This window comes from Candidatus Palauibacter sp., assembly GCF_965261555.1.
Classification (GTDB): Bacteria; Gemmatimonadota; Gemmatimonadetes; order Palauibacterales; family Palauibacteraceae; genus Palauibacter.
This window is the reverse complement of the sequence record NZ_OZ253465.1, coordinates 3,569,938-3,584,406: the sequence shown is the minus strand read 5'-3', so window position 1 is coordinate 3,584,406 and position 14,469 is coordinate 3,569,938. Positions and strand designations below refer to the sequence as shown.

11 protein-coding genes are annotated in these 14,469 nt (G+C 69.4%); 7 read left to right on the top strand and 4 right to left on the bottom strand.

The window, feature by feature from the left end:
* Positions 1-21 precede the first annotated feature (21 nt).
* Genes ACQY5G_RS15610 through ACQY5G_RS15595 form a run of 4 tightly spaced genes read left to right on the top strand, consistent with a single transcriptional unit; the run spans position 22 to position 6,368 of the window.
* On the top strand, positions 22-3,609 hold the full coding sequence (locus ACQY5G_RS15610; RefSeq protein ID WP_428275493.1) for a hypothetical protein: 3,588 nt from the start codon (positions 22-24) through the stop codon (positions 3,607-3,609).
* Positions 3,610-3,633: 24 nt separating this feature from the next.
* A complete protein-coding gene (locus ACQY5G_RS15605) occupies positions 3,634-4,554 on the top strand; it encodes a TSUP family transporter (protein WP_428275491.1) in 921 nt (306 codons plus the stop codon).
* A 4-nt stretch (positions 4,555-4,558) separates the two neighbouring features.
* Complete coding sequence (locus ACQY5G_RS15600) at positions 4,559-5,566, top strand: ornithine cyclodeaminase family protein (RefSeq protein ID WP_428275489.1); 1,008 nt, start codon at positions 4,559-4,561, stop codon at positions 5,564-5,566.
* A gap of 49 nt (positions 5,567-5,615) precedes the next feature.
* Positions 5,616-6,368 carry a DUF1295 domain-containing protein gene (locus ACQY5G_RS15595; protein WP_428275487.1) on the top strand — a complete coding sequence of 251 codons (753 nt, stop codon included), beginning with the start codon at positions 5,616-5,618 and terminating at the stop codon, positions 6,366-6,368.
* On the opposite strand, the gene ACQY5G_RS15590 is transcribed toward ACQY5G_RS15595, so the two are convergent.
* Entirely contained in the window at positions 6,349-7,263 is a 915-nt protein-coding gene (locus ACQY5G_RS15590; RefSeq protein WP_428275485.1) for a M23 family metallopeptidase, read from the bottom strand. The genes ACQY5G_RS15595 and ACQY5G_RS15590 overlap by 20 nt on opposite strands.
* A gap of 73 nt (positions 7,264-7,336) precedes the next feature.
* Here ACQY5G_RS15590 and ACQY5G_RS15585 point away from each other — a divergent pair, with 73 nt between their 5' ends.
* Positions 7,337-7,567, top strand: a complete 231-nt coding sequence (locus ACQY5G_RS15585) for a FitA-like ribbon-helix-helix domain-containing protein (protein ID WP_428275483.1) — start codon at positions 7,337-7,339, stop codon at positions 7,565-7,567.
* Between the two features lie 75 nt (positions 7,568-7,642).
* Positions 7,643-7,996 carry a type II toxin-antitoxin system VapC family toxin gene (locus ACQY5G_RS15580; RefSeq protein ID WP_428278717.1) on the top strand — a complete coding sequence of 118 codons (354 nt, stop codon included), beginning with the start codon at positions 7,643-7,645 and terminating at the stop codon, positions 7,994-7,996.
* Between the two features lie 18 nt (positions 7,997-8,014).
* Here the strand turns inward: ACQY5G_RS15580 and ACQY5G_RS15575 are convergent, their stop codons facing one another.
* From ACQY5G_RS15575 to ACQY5G_RS15565, 3 genes are read right to left on the bottom strand one after another with little or no spacing between them, the layout of a single operon-like run.
* The gene (locus tag ACQY5G_RS15575) at positions 8,015-9,307 is read right to left on the bottom strand and encodes an OFA family MFS transporter (RefSeq protein ID WP_428275481.1); all 1,293 of its coding nucleotides are present in this window, start codon (positions 9,305-9,307) and stop codon (positions 8,015-8,017) included.
* A gap of 1 nt (position 9,308) precedes the next feature.
* Positions 9,309-10,070 carry a hypothetical protein gene (locus ACQY5G_RS15570; RefSeq protein ID WP_428275479.1) on the bottom strand — a complete coding sequence of 254 codons (762 nt, stop codon included), beginning with the start codon at positions 10,068-10,070 and terminating at the stop codon, positions 9,309-9,311.
* Positions 10,067-11,485, bottom strand: coding sequence for an ABC transporter substrate-binding protein (locus tag ACQY5G_RS15565; protein WP_428275477.1), 1,419 nt, complete (start codon positions 11,483-11,485; stop codon positions 10,067-10,069). Before ACQY5G_RS15565 ends, ACQY5G_RS15570 begins: the two co-directional genes overlap by 4 nt.
* 198 nt (positions 11,486-11,683) lie before the next feature.
* Between ACQY5G_RS15565 and acnA the strand changes: the two genes are divergently transcribed.
* A complete protein-coding gene (gene acnA, locus ACQY5G_RS15560) occupies positions 11,684-14,464 on the top strand; it encodes an aconitate hydratase AcnA (protein WP_428275475.1) in 2,781 nt (926 codons plus the stop codon).
* The last annotated feature ends 5 nt before the right edge of the window (positions 14,465-14,469 follow it).

Here is a 14,469-nt window from a genome sequence, read left to right as displayed (position 1 = left end):
CGGTCTGCCAGGAGGATGACGATGCAGCGATGGGCGAAGACGCGGAGCACGGAGCACCAGTTGCTCGAGATCGTCCGCGGGGTGAGACGCCGGTGGCGCGTGCGCCAGCTCATCCAGGGCGTCGCGGTGACGCTGGGGATCGGTTTCGCCGTCTTCTTCATCGCGACCTTCGGGATCGACCGGCTGCGCTTCGACGACGGCGCGGTCCTCGCCTTCCGCATCCTGCTCTGGGCCGCCGCCGCCGGCCTCTTCGCCTGGTTCGTGGTGCGCCCGCTCCTGCGCCGGGTCTCGGACACGCAGGTCGCGCTCTACCTGGAGGAGCATGAACCGTCGCTCAAGGCGGCGTTCCTCGCGGCCATCGAGCGCGCCGGGTCGCCGGGCGCCCGCTCCGGCCTCGATGCACGCCTGCTGGAGGTCGCGGCCCGGCGGGCCCGCCGCGTGGACCGGGGGCGCCGCGTCGAGCGCGACCGGCTGCGCCGTTCCACCGCCTGGTTCGCGGGCGTCGCCACGGCCGTGCTGCTCATCGCCCTCTTCGGTCCCGCCTTCCAGGGCACGGCGGGCTCGCTCCTCCTGAGCCCCTGGAAGACCGCCGACGCCGCCAATCCCTACGCGATCGCGGTGGAGCCCGGCGACGCGCTCATCGCCCGCGGCTCGGACCAGCTCGTGCGCGCGTTCCCGCAGGGGTTCGAGACGGACGAAGTGGAGGTCTCCGTGCGGCGCGGCGAGTCGGACGTGTGGGAACGCTACTTCATGACGCCGGCCGCGGAGGGCGCCGCCTTCGAGGTCCTCCTCTTCGACCTCGACGAGCCCACCGACTACATGGTGAGTTCCGAGGGCGTCCGATCGCCCGTCTTCACCATCGAGGTCGCGGACCTCCCCTACGTGGACCGGATCGACCTCGAGTACCACTTCCCCGCCTACACGGGGCTGAGCCCGCGGACCGTGGAGGATGGCGGCGACATCGCCGTGTTGCGGGAGACGGAGGTCCGTCTGCGCGTCACGCCGACGATGGCCACGGAGGCGGCGCGGCTCGCGTTCGACGGCGAGGAGGAGGGGACGGCGCTCGAACCCGTGGATGGCACGTTCGAGACGAGCTTCACGGTGACCGGCGAGACCTTCTACCGCATCGAGTTCATGGGTCCGGGCAACCGCTTCGTCATCGGCTCTCCTGACTACCTCGTCGAACCGCTCGACGACCAGCCCCCGGGGGTGCGGATCTCCGAGCCGGGACGGGACACGCGCCTCTCGCCGATCGAGGAACTGTACGTGGAGGTCGAAGCGGAAGACGACTTCGGGCTCGGGCGGGTCGAACTCCTCTACTCGGTGAACGGCGGGGAGGAATCGTCCCGCGTTCTACACGGCACGAGCCGCGGCGGAACCACGCAGCTCTCCGGCGGGCACACCTTCTTCCTCGAGGAGTTCGGCCTCGAGCCGGGCGATGTCCTCTCCTACTACGCGCGCGCGACGGACCTGCGCTCCGGCGGCCCCGGCGGCGGGGTCGAAAGCTCGGACATCTACTTCGTCGAAATCCGCCCCTTCGACCGGAGCTTCCGCCAGGCCGAGCAGGGCGGGGGAGGGGGCGGCGGTGGAGGCGGCGGGGCCGGCATGGGCGGCGAACTCTCCGAACAGCAGCGGCAGATCGTCGCCGCGACCTTCCGCCTGGACCGCGACGGCAACGAGTTCGAAGAAGAGGAAATGTCGGAGAACCTCGCGACGCTCACGCTGTTGCAGGGACGGCTGCGACAGCAGGTGGAGGAGCTGATCGCGCAGATGCAGCAGCGCGGCGTGGCGGGCGACCCGTCGCTCGAGACGGTGTTCAGGGAACTCCCGCAAGCGCCCCCTGCGATGCTGGAAGCGGAGACGAGGCTGGGGGAGCGGCAGCTTCAGGAAGCGCTCGCGCCCGAACAGCGCTCGCTCCAGCACCTGCAGCGCGCCGAAGCCGCGTTCCGCGACGTCCAGGTACAGCAGGGCGGCGGCGGCGGCGGCGGTACGCCGGGGAGTGTCGGGGCGGGGGCCGAGGAGCTCGCGGACCTGTTCGAGTTGGAGCTGGACCGCTTGCGGAACCAGTACGAGACCGTCCAGCGGGGCCGGCAGCAACAGCAGGACCAGGAGGTCGACGAGGCGCTGCAGAAGCTCGAGGAACTCGCGAGACGCCAGCAGCAGATGAACGAACGCGCGGCCGCGCAGCCGCGGGGCGCCGCGGGCGGAGGCCAGGGTCAGCAACAGCGGATGATCCAGGAGACGGAGGAGTTGGCCCGGCAGCTGCAGCGCCTGGGCCGCGAGGGCGACCGGGCGGACGTCGAGGAATCCGCGCGCCGGCTGCAGGAGGCGGCGGACGAGATGCGGCGGGCGCAGGCGCAGGGTCGCCGGGGGCAGGGGCAGGCGGAGGCGTCGAACGCCCTCGACCGGCTGCGCGATGCACGCCGTCTGCTCGAGAACCGGCAGGTCGCGGCCGTGGAACGGGAGGTCGAGGACGCCGCGCGGCGGGCCGAGCGGATCGCGGAGCGTCAGCGGGAACTGCAGAGCGATGTGAACGAGGATCCGACGGGCGGCGACGGGGAGCGCGTGACGGGACTCCGCGAACGCAAGGCCGAACTCGCCCGCGAGGTGGACCTGTTGGAGACCGATCTGGACCGCCTCGCGCGCGAGGCGCGTCAGGATCAGCCGGACGCCGCGGACCGCCTGGTGGAAGCCGCCGGCGAGATCCGCGAGAGCCGGCTGAGGGACAAACTCCTCTTCTCGCGAGGAGTCCTCGGCACCCAGTCCGAGGACTATGTGCGGAACTTCGAGGAACAGATCACCCGGGACGCGGAGAACGTGCGGGCCCGGGTCCAGGCCGCGCGGGATGCGCTGAGCGAGTCGGACCCCCGCCGCCTCGGCCGGCAGTTGGACGAGACGCGCGACCTCGTCCGCGGCCTTGAGTCACTCCAGGAACGCCTGCAACAGGGCCAGGAAGGGCAACAGGGCCAGGGGCAGCAGGAAGGCCAGGGCGAACAACAGGGCGAGGGCGAACAGCAGGGCCAGGGCGAGGGTCAGGAGGGCCAGGGCCAGCAAGGCGGGCAGGGCCAGCAAGGTGGGCAGGGCCAGCAAGGTGGGCAGGGCCAGCAAGGTGGGCAGGAAGGCGGCCAGCAGCAGGGTGAGGGACAGGGCCAGGGAGGTCGTGGCGGGCAGCCGGGGCAACCCGGTCAGCCCCCCCGCGGCGGCCAGGGGTTCGCGCCCGGCGGGGGCGGCGGCGGAGGCGGCGGACCGTGGCTGTCGCCGGAAGACGTCCGGCAGTTCCAGCGGGAATTCCGCCAGCGGGGGCAGGACGCCCGCCGCCTGCGCGACGAACTGGGTCAGGAGGGCGTCGATGTGGGCGACCTCGACGATGCCATCGCCGGACTCGACCGCCTGCGCACCATGGGGGACTTTGACGATCCGGAGGAACTGGCCCGGCTCCAGGCGGACGTGCTGCGGGGCCTGAAGGACTTCGAGTTCGCCCTCCGCCGTGAACTGGGGTCCCAGATCGAGCGCTTCTTCCTCTCGGGATCGGACGACGTACCGGAGGAATACCGCGAACTCGTGGAGGCGTACTACCGGGCGCTCTCCGAGGATCCGCCGCCGCGCTGACCTCAGCAAGGAGCGTCGAACAGGGTGCCTGACCTGAGCGATCCGCGCCTCTACCTGTTCTCCGTCCTGGCGCTCTTCACGGCCGGGCTGCTCGCGGCGTGGGCTCGCGCCGCCGCCGCGGCCACGCGGGCCGGACGGGAGCGTGACGGCTGGTGGGGCCGCCCCAGCGTGTTCGAACTCCTGGTGGGCTTCGGGACGAATTTCTTCGACACGCTCGGCATCGGCTCCTTCGCGCCGACCACATCGCTCTTCAAGCTGAAGAAGGTCGTGCCCGACGAGGAAATCCCGGGCACGATGATGATCGGGCACACGCCCCCGGTCGTGATCCAGGCCTTCATCTTCATCGCGATCATCAGCGTGGAGCCGACGACGCTCTTCGTCCTCATTGCGGCCGCCGTTCTCGGGGCTTGGCTGGGTGCGGGGGTCGTGGCCCGCCTGCCCCGCTACCGGATCCAGATCGGGATGGGAGTCGCGCTCCTCATCGCCGCCGCCACCTTCCTCATGGCGATCTTCGAGATCGCGGCCGTGGGAGGAGAGGCGTCCGGCCTGTCCGGCGGATCGCTCGCCCTCGCGGCGGGCTGTCTCTTCGTCCTCGGGGCGCTCATGACGATCGGGATCGGGATCTACGCTCCGACGATGATCGTCGTCAGCGTCATGGGATTGAACCCGGCCGTCGCCTTCCCGATCATGATGGGCGCGTCCGCCTTCCTCATGCCGGTCGCGGGCCTGCGTTTCCTCAAGGCGGGACGTTACGGACTCCGCGCGGCCCTCGGTCTCGCGATCGGAGGGATCCCGGCCGTGCTGATCGCCGCGTTCATCGTCCGGTCGCTTCCTCTCAACGCCATGCGCTGGCTCGTCGTCGTCGTCGTCCTCTACGCCGCGATCGCCATGCTGCGCTCCGCCATCCAGGAGCGCCGCTCCGGCGCCGACAGTACGGGAGGCTGAACGAGTGGAGATCCGGGTTCTCTCGAGAGTCGACATCGAACGCGCTGTGGACGCGGCAGCGGCTGTGGACGCGATGCGGGTCGCGTTCGGGGAACTGTCCGGCGGTCAGGCGGTGGTGCCCGTACGGGGGCATCTCGAGAGCCGGCGCGGGATCACCCTCCTCATGCCCGCCTTCCTCGACGGCTCCGGGGGGCTCGGGGCCAAGATCGTCTCGGTCTTCCCCGGCAACGTCTCCGCCGGTCAGCCGCCGATCCAGGGGGCCGTCATCCTGCTCGACGCGGAGACGGGAGGCACCCGCGCCCTCCTCGACGGCACCTCGCTGACGGAGATCCGGACGGCGGCGGGCAGCGGGCTGGCCACGGAACTGCTGGCCGACCCCGCAGCGGACGTGCTCGCCGTATTCGGGGCCGGCGCCCAGGGTCGGGCCCACATCGAACTGCTGGCCGCCTGCCGGCCGTTGCGCGAGATCCGGATCGTCTCCGTTCCCCCCGAAGGCGCCGAGGAGCTGGCCGCCGCCCTCACCGCCCGGGCCGCATCGCTCGTGCCGCCCGAAGGGGGGACTCCGCCCCGGATCCGGGCCGCCGCGACGCCGGCCGAGGCGCTCGACGGCGCGCGCCTCGTCGTGACCGCGACCACGAGCGAGAGGCCCGTCTTCTCCCCCGAACTCCTCGAACCCGGAGCCCACATCAACGCGATTGGCGCCTTTCAGCCCCACACGCGCGAGATCCCCGAGGAGATCGTCACCCGCGCACGCGTGATCGTGGACCAGCGCGAAGCGATCTGGGAGGAGGCCGGCGACCTCATCATCCCGGTGGAGAAGGGGATCGTCGGGCGCGACGTGATCGATGCCGAACTCGGCGAGATCGTCACCGGCGAGGCCCCGGGCGGGCGCGGCCACCACGACTTCACGCTTTTCGAATCGGTCGGGAACGCCGCGCAGGATGTCGCGATCGCGGAAGCGGCCCTGAGCAGGGCGGAGGAACTCGGCCTGGGCTCCGTCGTTCCCTTCTAGTGTCGACACCGGCCGGCCGCTGAACGCGATCGTGTCCGCGATGGGTGGCGTGGCACTCCACAGCGCCCTGGTGTGGGTCCTCCTGGCCCTCGCGCCGCTGACGTTCATCGGTCTGCTGCGCCTGAAGGCCCCCTACGGCCGCCACTATTCGGGGCGAGGCTGGGGTCCGGCCCTCCCGGATCGCGTCGGCTGGATTCTGATGGAAATACCGGCGCCGGCCTTCTTTGCCTGTGTCTATTTCGCCGGACAGTCGGCCGGCGACGCGGTGCCGCTCATCTTTTTCGGCATCTGGCAGTGCCACTATCTGAACCGGACATTCATCTATCCCCTCCGGACGCGGACCAGGGGAAAGAGGATGCCCGTCGCCGCCGCAGCCTCCGGTTTCACATTCAATATGCTCAACGCGTATGTGAATGCGCGCTGGATCTCGGAGATCGGACAGTACGACCTGCAGTGGCCGGGGGATCCGCGGTTTCTCGCCGGCATGGCCGTCTTCGCGGTTGGCTTCGCCCTGAACCTGCACTCCGACAACACGCTGCTGAGGCTGCGGAAGCCCGGGGAGACCGGCTATTCGATCCCGCGCGGCGGGGGGTTCCGCTACGTCTCGTGTCCCAACTATCTGGGAGAAGTAATGGAATGGGCCGGCTGGGCGCTCGCCACGTGGTCGCTGGCCGGACTCGCCTTCTTCCTGTTCACCGCGGCGAACCTCGTCCCGCGGGCGCTCAGCCACCACCGATGGTACCGCGAACGGTTCGAGGACTATCCGCCGGGGCGGAAGGCGATCATTCCGGGATGGATCTGATCCCCGGGAGCGCGAGCAGGCTCCGCGGGTCCACACTCGTACCCCCGTAACGCACGACCCAGTGCAGGTGGGGGCCGGTCACGCGGCCGGTGGCCCCGACCCTCCCGATGGGCGTCCCCGCCGTGACCGTGTCGCCCACGGAGACGAGTTGCTCGCTCAGGTGGAAGTAGCCGGTGAGCAGGCCGCCGCCGTGATTGAGGTAGACGACGTTCCCCCCGAGCAGGAAGCCGTCGACGACCGCTACGACGCCGTCCGCCGCCGCCGCCACGATCGCGCCGCGGGCGCCGGCCAGGTCGAGTCCCATGTGGCGGCTCGTGATCTGTCCGTTGAACTCGCGACCGGTGCCGAAGCCGCTCGTCACGCGGGATTCGCGCGGGAGACGCACCGTGCTCCACATGCGCGGCATGGCGTGCGCCTCGCGCGAGGCCCGGGCGGCCTTCTCCCGATCGCTCGCCAGCCGCGCCCGGTCCTCCTCGTTCGGTGGGGACCCGAAACGCGGCGCCACCGTGAGCCGCTCGTGCTCGTATTCGCCCGCCCGCACGGGAATGCGGAGCGAGTCGGTCCGCGAACGGCCGTCCGCGTAGTCCGCCCGCACCCAGGCGCCGAGCGTGCCGACCGTCGAAACCGGGACCGCCGCCAGACTCTCGAGCACCGGTCCGACGCGCCGGAAGTGCAGCGCCTCGCCCCCCACCTCGCCGGCGGCGGAGATCACGCCGGAGCCCGATGGCGCCGCGACGCCGATGACGAAGAGGTGGCCCTGAGCGGGCGCGGCCGGCGCCCACGCGACGTCCAGCGGCGGCAGGGGAGTCGGCGGGGACGCGCACGAGCCGAGAAAAAACGCCATCGCGAGCGCCGCCGGGGCGATGCGGCTGACGGGCGATGAGGAAGGGTTCATGTAGGTCCGCCGATACCTTGGTTGCCCAATGCGGTCGCTTGACGTGTTCTAAACATGAAATCATGTTAGACACATGTCAAAGATGCTTCAGGTACGAAATATACCGGACGAACTGCACCGACGGCTCAAGTCCCGTGCGGCGCTCGCCGGCACATCGATGTCGGATTACGTTCTCCGCGAGATCCGGAAGTCCCTGGAGAAGCCCACCCGGGAAGAACTGTTCCACCGCATTGCCCGGCTCCCACCGATCGAACCGGATCCACTGCCGAGCGAGGTCCTCCGCGAAGCGCGGGAGAGGCGCTGACGCCGCGTGGTCGCCGTCCTGGATGCATCTGCCGTCGTGGAACTCGTACTCGGTACGCGCTCGGGCGCCCGAATCATGCAGCGAATCTCCGATCCCGGGATCTCCCTGCACAGCCCCGAACTTCTGGACCTCGAGGTTCTCCACGTTCTCCGCCGGTACGAGAGGACGGGAGTCTTGTCGGCGCCCCGTGCCGGCGAGGCATATCGCAACTTCCTCGATCTTGACGTGCGGCGACACGGACACGAGCCGCTCCTGTCGAGGATCTGGTCCCGTCGCCACAACCTCACTGCGTACGACGCCGCGTACGTCACGCTGGCCGAGACCCTCGATGCCCCTCTTCTCACGACCGACCGGCGGTTGGCCGGAATTCCGGGTCTCCCGGTGCGGGTCGAGGTGTTCACGGTCGCTCCCGCACACCCGCCGGCCTGAAAAGGGACCGATTGCGGGTCAGGGCTGGTCGGGGATGGGGATCCCGTACCGCTCCAACGTTTTTCTTACGGTCGGGCGGCCCAGGCTGACGCGGTCATCGTCGAGCAGGTACGAGAACAGGTAGCCCGCGCCGAGCATGAGGATCCCGATGAGGAAGCAGTACATGACCGCGCGGTCCGGATAGGAGTCCTTGAGGTATCCCACGTACAGCGGGCCGCAGATGCCCGCCGCGGCCCAGGCGGTGAGAATCGCGCCGTACACCTTCGACATGTTCCCGGGGCCGTACACCTCGAGGATGAACGAGGGCATGGTCGCGAATCCTCCGCCGAAGCAGAGCAGCACGTAGCACACGAGCGCGGAGAAGATCCACGGATTGGATTCGGTCATGAGGACGCCGAACACGACCATCTGGCTCGCGAGCAGGATGCGGAACACGCCGACGCGCCCGATGCGGTCGGAGAGCCAGGCCCACAGGATGCGCCCCAGCCCGTTACAGACGGAACTCGCGGCGATGAGCGTCGCGCCGTACTCCGCCAGCACCGCCGGCTCGACGCTGGGATCGGCCAGCCCCCAGACCTCCTGCAGGAGTTCGGACTGGAAGCTGATGACCGAGATGCCCGCGGCGATGTTGAAGAAGAAGACGATCCAGATGATGACGAACTGGCTGGACTTCAGGTATTGGCCCACCTTCGCCGGCTGCTTCCACGGCGCGACCTGGGCGGCCGGCGGGTCGTCGATGACGAAACTGCTGGGGATCAGGATGCACGCGAAGACGATCCCCAGCCACAGGAAGATCTGCGGGAGATCCCCCTCCGTCTGCAGCACCAGCAGCGGTGCGAGACCCTTGCTGAGGATGAGCGCGCCGATGCCGAAGCCCATGACGACGATGCCCGTGACGAGCCCCTTCCGGTCCGGGAACCACTTCGCGGCCGTGGTGACCGGCGTCACGTACCCGAGTCCGATGCCGATGCCCCCGATGAGTCCGTACCCGGCGTAGAAGAGGAGAATCGAGTCGATCCGGAGCGCGAAGCTCGCGATGACGTAGCCGCCCGCGAACAGCGTGCTTCCGATGAGGGCGAGCCGCCGGGGACCCACCTTGGGCAGCAACTGGCCGGCCCAGGCCGCGGCCGTCCCCAGAGAGAAGATGGCGATGCAGAAGGCGAGCGACCCCTGCGTGAACGTCCAACCTGCCTGCCGGACGAGCATCGTCTGGAAGAAGCTCCACGCGTAGACGGTGCCGAAGCAGACCTGCAGGACCGTGCAGAAGAAGGCGATCGCGACCCGGGGCGCCTTCCAGCCCTCGGCGGACACGTCAGTCCGTTCCCGAACCCGGATTCGACGCCGCGCCCGAGACCTCGCCCTTCACGGCGTGCAGCATGAGGCGCGCCATCTCCCCGATCTCGTCGTCGCGCCGCAGGACTTTCGCGTCGCTCGGCGCATCGGCATCGCGGCGCGCCAGCCCCACTACGTAGGAAAGCAGCTCCTCCAGCGGGGTCACGGCGAGCTTCACGAACCAGATCGAACCCAGGACGCCGACGATGAGGATGATGCAGATCAGGGCGATCTGCTGCCCCGTGGCGCGCTGGATCTTGAGCCGCACGAGGTCGAGGTCCATCCCCACGTGCACCGTACCGGCCTGGCCGGCCAGAATCGGGCTCCCGACCTCGACGAAATCGCCCATCCCCGGCAGGCTGCGTTCGATCGGCTCGGTCGTGTGCGGGTCGCTCTCCCGGATCACCTCCGGGACGCCGGGCACGAACGTGTGCGTCAGGATCTCGCCGGTGTCGCTCGTGATGTAGATGTACCGGATGCTCTGGATCTCGACGAACTGGTCGATGAGCGACTGCAGCGTGGCGAGGTTCCGGTTGAGAAGGATGTCCACGCTGGAGTCGGCGATGTTCTTGGCGATGTTCGCGCTGTTGCTCTCGTACTCCTCCTGCAACTGGCTCGAGACCGTGAGGATCGAGAGCGTGGAGGTGGCGGCGACGATGATGCCGAAGAGGACGAAGATGCCGAAGAGCGTCTTCCGGAAGAGCCTCTTGATCCGGATCTCGTGTTGCTCCGGCTGCGTCACGAGACCTGGTCGCCCGTCGTCGCGTCCACGCCGAACTTGGCTTCCCAGTCGCTGAGGGTCACGAAACGGCCATCCTCCACGACGGTGTAGTAGACGCTCTGCAGTCCCTGACGCCGGTCGGGCCCGAACGATACCCGTTCACCGATCCCGAGGTCGTAGTTGCGCACGGAGAACACCGCGTCGTTCAGCTTGCTGCGCTCGGGGGCGCCGTCGATCCGACTCAGGATTTCCGTGAGCAGTTTTGCGTCCAGGTATCCCTCGAGGCTCGTGAAGCTGTACGGGAACGGGTCGTAGGGTTCCACGACGAGTTCCTCCGGCACCTGGGGATCGTAGCGGTCCATCAGATCGCGGTACTCGGGCACGGCCGGGATCGACGTGTCCTCGTAGCTGGGCACGACCTGCGAGTTCACGAGCCACGGCGTGTAGTACGCCGGATCATCGCTGCTCGCATCCATGAGAAGAGCCAGCAGGTTCTCGCTTCCCACGAAGGAGAGGTTGGCGATGGGCACGTGCAGCCCCAGGTCCATCGCGTCGCGGGCGAAGGCGGCGCACGCCGCGTAGGCGCCGACACAGATCACGGCGTCCGGAGAGGCCTCCTGCAGAATCTCGACCTGCGGCCGCATCACGCTCGTGAACTGCGTGCCCCGCCGGTAGGTCGCCTCGCCGGCGATCGTCTCTCCGTGCCGGGCCAGCGCCGCTCTCACGCCGGCCCAGCCGCTGCGCCCGTAGGCGTCGGCCTGGTAGAAGACCGCGATTCGGCGGCGCCCGATGCGAATGAAGTTGTCGACGAGTCCCGCCGTCTCCTGGCCGTAGGAGGCGCGCAGGTTGAAGGCGAACTCCCCGTACGGCGGCTCGCGCTGCGGCTGGGCGCCCGTGAAGGGGAAGAAGATGTACATCTGCTGGTCCTGGAACTTCTTCAGGAGCGGCAGGACGCGGGTGACGGTCGGCGTGCCGACGTAGCCGAACAGCAGGAAGACCTCGTCTTCCAGCATCAGCTTGAGCGTGTTCTCCACGCACGGATCGGGCTGGTAGCCGTCGTCGTAGAGCTTGGGGACGATCCGCCGGCCGTTGACGCCGCCCTGCTCGTTGACCTGCCCGAAACAGGACATCGCCCCGCGATACAGTTCGGTGCCCAGTCCCCGGGAGGGCCCGGAGAAGGCCGCGGACACGCCGAGAAGGATCTCGTCGTCGGGCTGCGCGCCCTGCCTTCCGCTCCAGCGCAGGCCGGGAGCGAGCGGGCGCGTGGAGGCGCCGAGCGATGTGGCGAAAGGCGCGCCGAGCAGACCCGCGAGCCCGGCGCGGATTGCGGAGCGGCGCGTCAGGAGTCTGCCCGGCGGCGGCGCTTCCCGGGCCGGCTCGCGGTCCGGGACCGGCGGTCCGTCGGAAGGCTGCGTCCCTTTTCGGCTTCCGGACAATACCCTCTCCTTGCCTGCGTCGGTGGCCGTCCGCGTCGCCAAGGCCGGTCCATCGCGGGGCAACCGACCGGCATCAGAGTTTATTCGCAAGTACATTCATCTTCAACCTGAAGCCCCGTTCTCCGGTCGATCCGGGGCTCCGGATTCGATACGTTGCCCACGGAAAGACAACTCTTCGCGGTCTCGATGAGGTCCACCATGTCCAGCCTTCCGCATCTCGATTCCTTCGGCGCCCGCGCTTCGCTGCACGCTCACGGCGGCCCCGTCGCGATCCGCGACCTGCGGGCCGTCGCCTCCGCCACCGGGAGCGACCTGTCGCGTCTGCCGTTCTCGATCAAGGTGGTGCTGGAGAACCTGGTCCGGCACGAGGACGGACAATCGGTGACGGCGGAGGACATCGCCGCCATCGCGGGGTGGGACGCGCAGGCCACGCCGGGGCGGGAACTCTCCTTTCGGCCCGCGCGCGTGCTCCTGCAGGACTTCACCGGCGTGCCCGCCGTCGTGGATCTGGCCGCGATGCGCGACGCGATGGCGGAACTCGGTGGCGACCCCGCCTCGATCAACCCGCTGATGCCGTGCGAACTCGTCATCGACCACTCCGTGCAGGTGGACTCGTTCGGCTCGGCGCGGTCGTTCCTCATCAACGCGGAGCGGGAATTCGAGCGGAACCACGAGCGCTACGCCTTCCTCCGCTGGGGCCAGACGGCGTTCGACAACTTCAAGGTCGTCCCGCCCGGGACGGGGATCGTGCACCAGGTGAACCTCGAGTACCTGGCCCGGGTCGTGTTCGACGACGCGACGGGAGGCGAGCGTGTGGCCTATCCCGACACCGTCGTCGGCACGGACAGCCACACCACGATGGTGAACGGCCTCGGCGTCCTCGGGTGGGGCGTGGGCGGCATCGAGGCCGAAGCGGCGATGCTGGGGCAGGCGCTCTCCATGCTCGTCCCGCGCGTGCTCGGCTTCCGGCTCCGCGGCCGGCTCCCGGACGGCGCCACCGCGACGGACCTCGTCCTCCGGGTGACCGAGGTTCTCCGCGGCGCGGGCGTCGTCGGCAAGTTCGTCGAGTTCTACGGACCGGGGCTCGCCGGTCTGTCGCTCGCCGACCGGGCGACGCTCGGCAACATGTCGCCCGAGTTCGGCTCCACCTGCGCGATCTTCCCCATCGACGCGGAGACGCTCGCCTACCTTCGCTTCACCGGCCGCTCCGACGAGCAGGTGGCGCTCGTCGAGGCCTACGCACGGGCCCAGAGCCTCTTCCACGATGCGGACACTCCGCCGGCGGAATACAGCGACCACGTGGAGCTGGACCTCTCCACGGTCGAACCGGCGATCGCGGGCCCGAAGCTGCCGCAGCAGCGCGTGCCGCTGTCGGAGAGCAAGCCGCGCTTCCTGGACGCGCTCGACGGGCTGAAGGGGCCGGGCACGGGGGGCGGCGGCCTCACGCAGATGACGGGCTGGTCCGGCGATGCGGGTGACGGCGGCGTGGCCGTGGCCGAAGCCCCGGCCGGCGTCGCCGTGCGCCTGACGGACGAACAGGGCGAGTCGCACGAGTTCTCCCTTCACGACGGGTCCGTGGTCATCGCCGCGATCACGAGTTGCACGAACACGTCGAATCCGTCCGTCATGGTCGGTGCGGGCCTCCTGGCCCGGAAGGCCGTCGAGTCGGGTCTCAGGCAGCGTCCGTGGGTGAAGACGAGTCTCGCTCCCGGCTCGATGGTCGTGACGGAATACCTCAACGAGGCCGGCCTCATGCCGTACTTCGAGCAGCTCGGCTTCCACGTCGTGGGCTACGGCTGCACGACCTGCATCGGGAACTCCGGACCGCTCCCGGCCGAGATCTCGGGCGCGATCCGGGAGAACGATCTCGTCGCCTGCTCCGTCCTCTCCGGGAACCGGAACTTCGAGGGCCGCATCAGCCCCGATTCGCGAGCCAACTACCTCGCCTCGCCTCCCCTCGTCGTCGCGTACGCGCTCGCAGGCCGGATGGACATCGACCTGTACAGCGAGCCGCTGGGAACGAACGACCGGGGCGAGGAGATCTTCCTGCGCGACATCTGGCCCAGCCAGGACGAAATCAACGAAGCCGTCCGCACCGCCGTGAAGACGGAGATGTTCCGCACCAAGTACGCGGAGGTGTACGCCGGCGACGAGCGCTGGAACGCGCTGGAGATCCCCGTAGGCGACCGCTTCGCGTGGGATGAGGCCTCGACCTACGTGCGCCAGCCGACCTTCTTCGCCGGGATGTCGAAGGAGGCCGCCGCCCCCGCGGACATCGAGGGAGCCCGCTGTCTCGCCCTCCTCGGCGACGCGGTGACCACGGACCACATCTCGCCCGCCGGGGGGATCGCGCCGACCTCGCCGGCCGCGGACTACCTCAGGGCACACGGGGTGGCGCTCCGCGACTTCAACTCATACGGAGCCCGCCGCGGGAACCACGAAGTGATGATGCGGGGGACGTTCGCGAACATCCGGCTGCGGAACCTGATGGTGCCGGGGGTGGAGGGCGGCTTCACCCGCCACGTTCCGAGCGGCGAGCAGATGACGATCTTCGACGCGGCGACGCGCTACCGGGAGGAGGGGACGCCGACCATCGTCATCGGCGGCGCGCTCTACGGATCCGGCTCGAGCCGCGACTGGGCGGCCAAGGGCCCCTTCCTGCAGGGCGTAAAGGCTGCCATCGCCGTGAGCTACGAGCGCATCCACCGTTCGAACCTCATCGGCATGGGGATCCTGCCCCTGCAGTTCCGCGACGGGGAGACGGCCGCGACGCTGGGACTCACCGGCAATGAGACCTTCCGCATCGAGGGGATCGCGGACGGGCTGCGGCCGAAGGACCCGATGCGGGTAACGGCGACCGCGGACGATGGAGCGGAGGTGCGCTTCGAGGCCATCGCGCGGCTGGATACGGAGGTCGAGGTCGACTACTACCGCAACGGCGGCATCCTCCAGACCGTCCTCAGGCAGCAGCTGGCCTGAGCCGT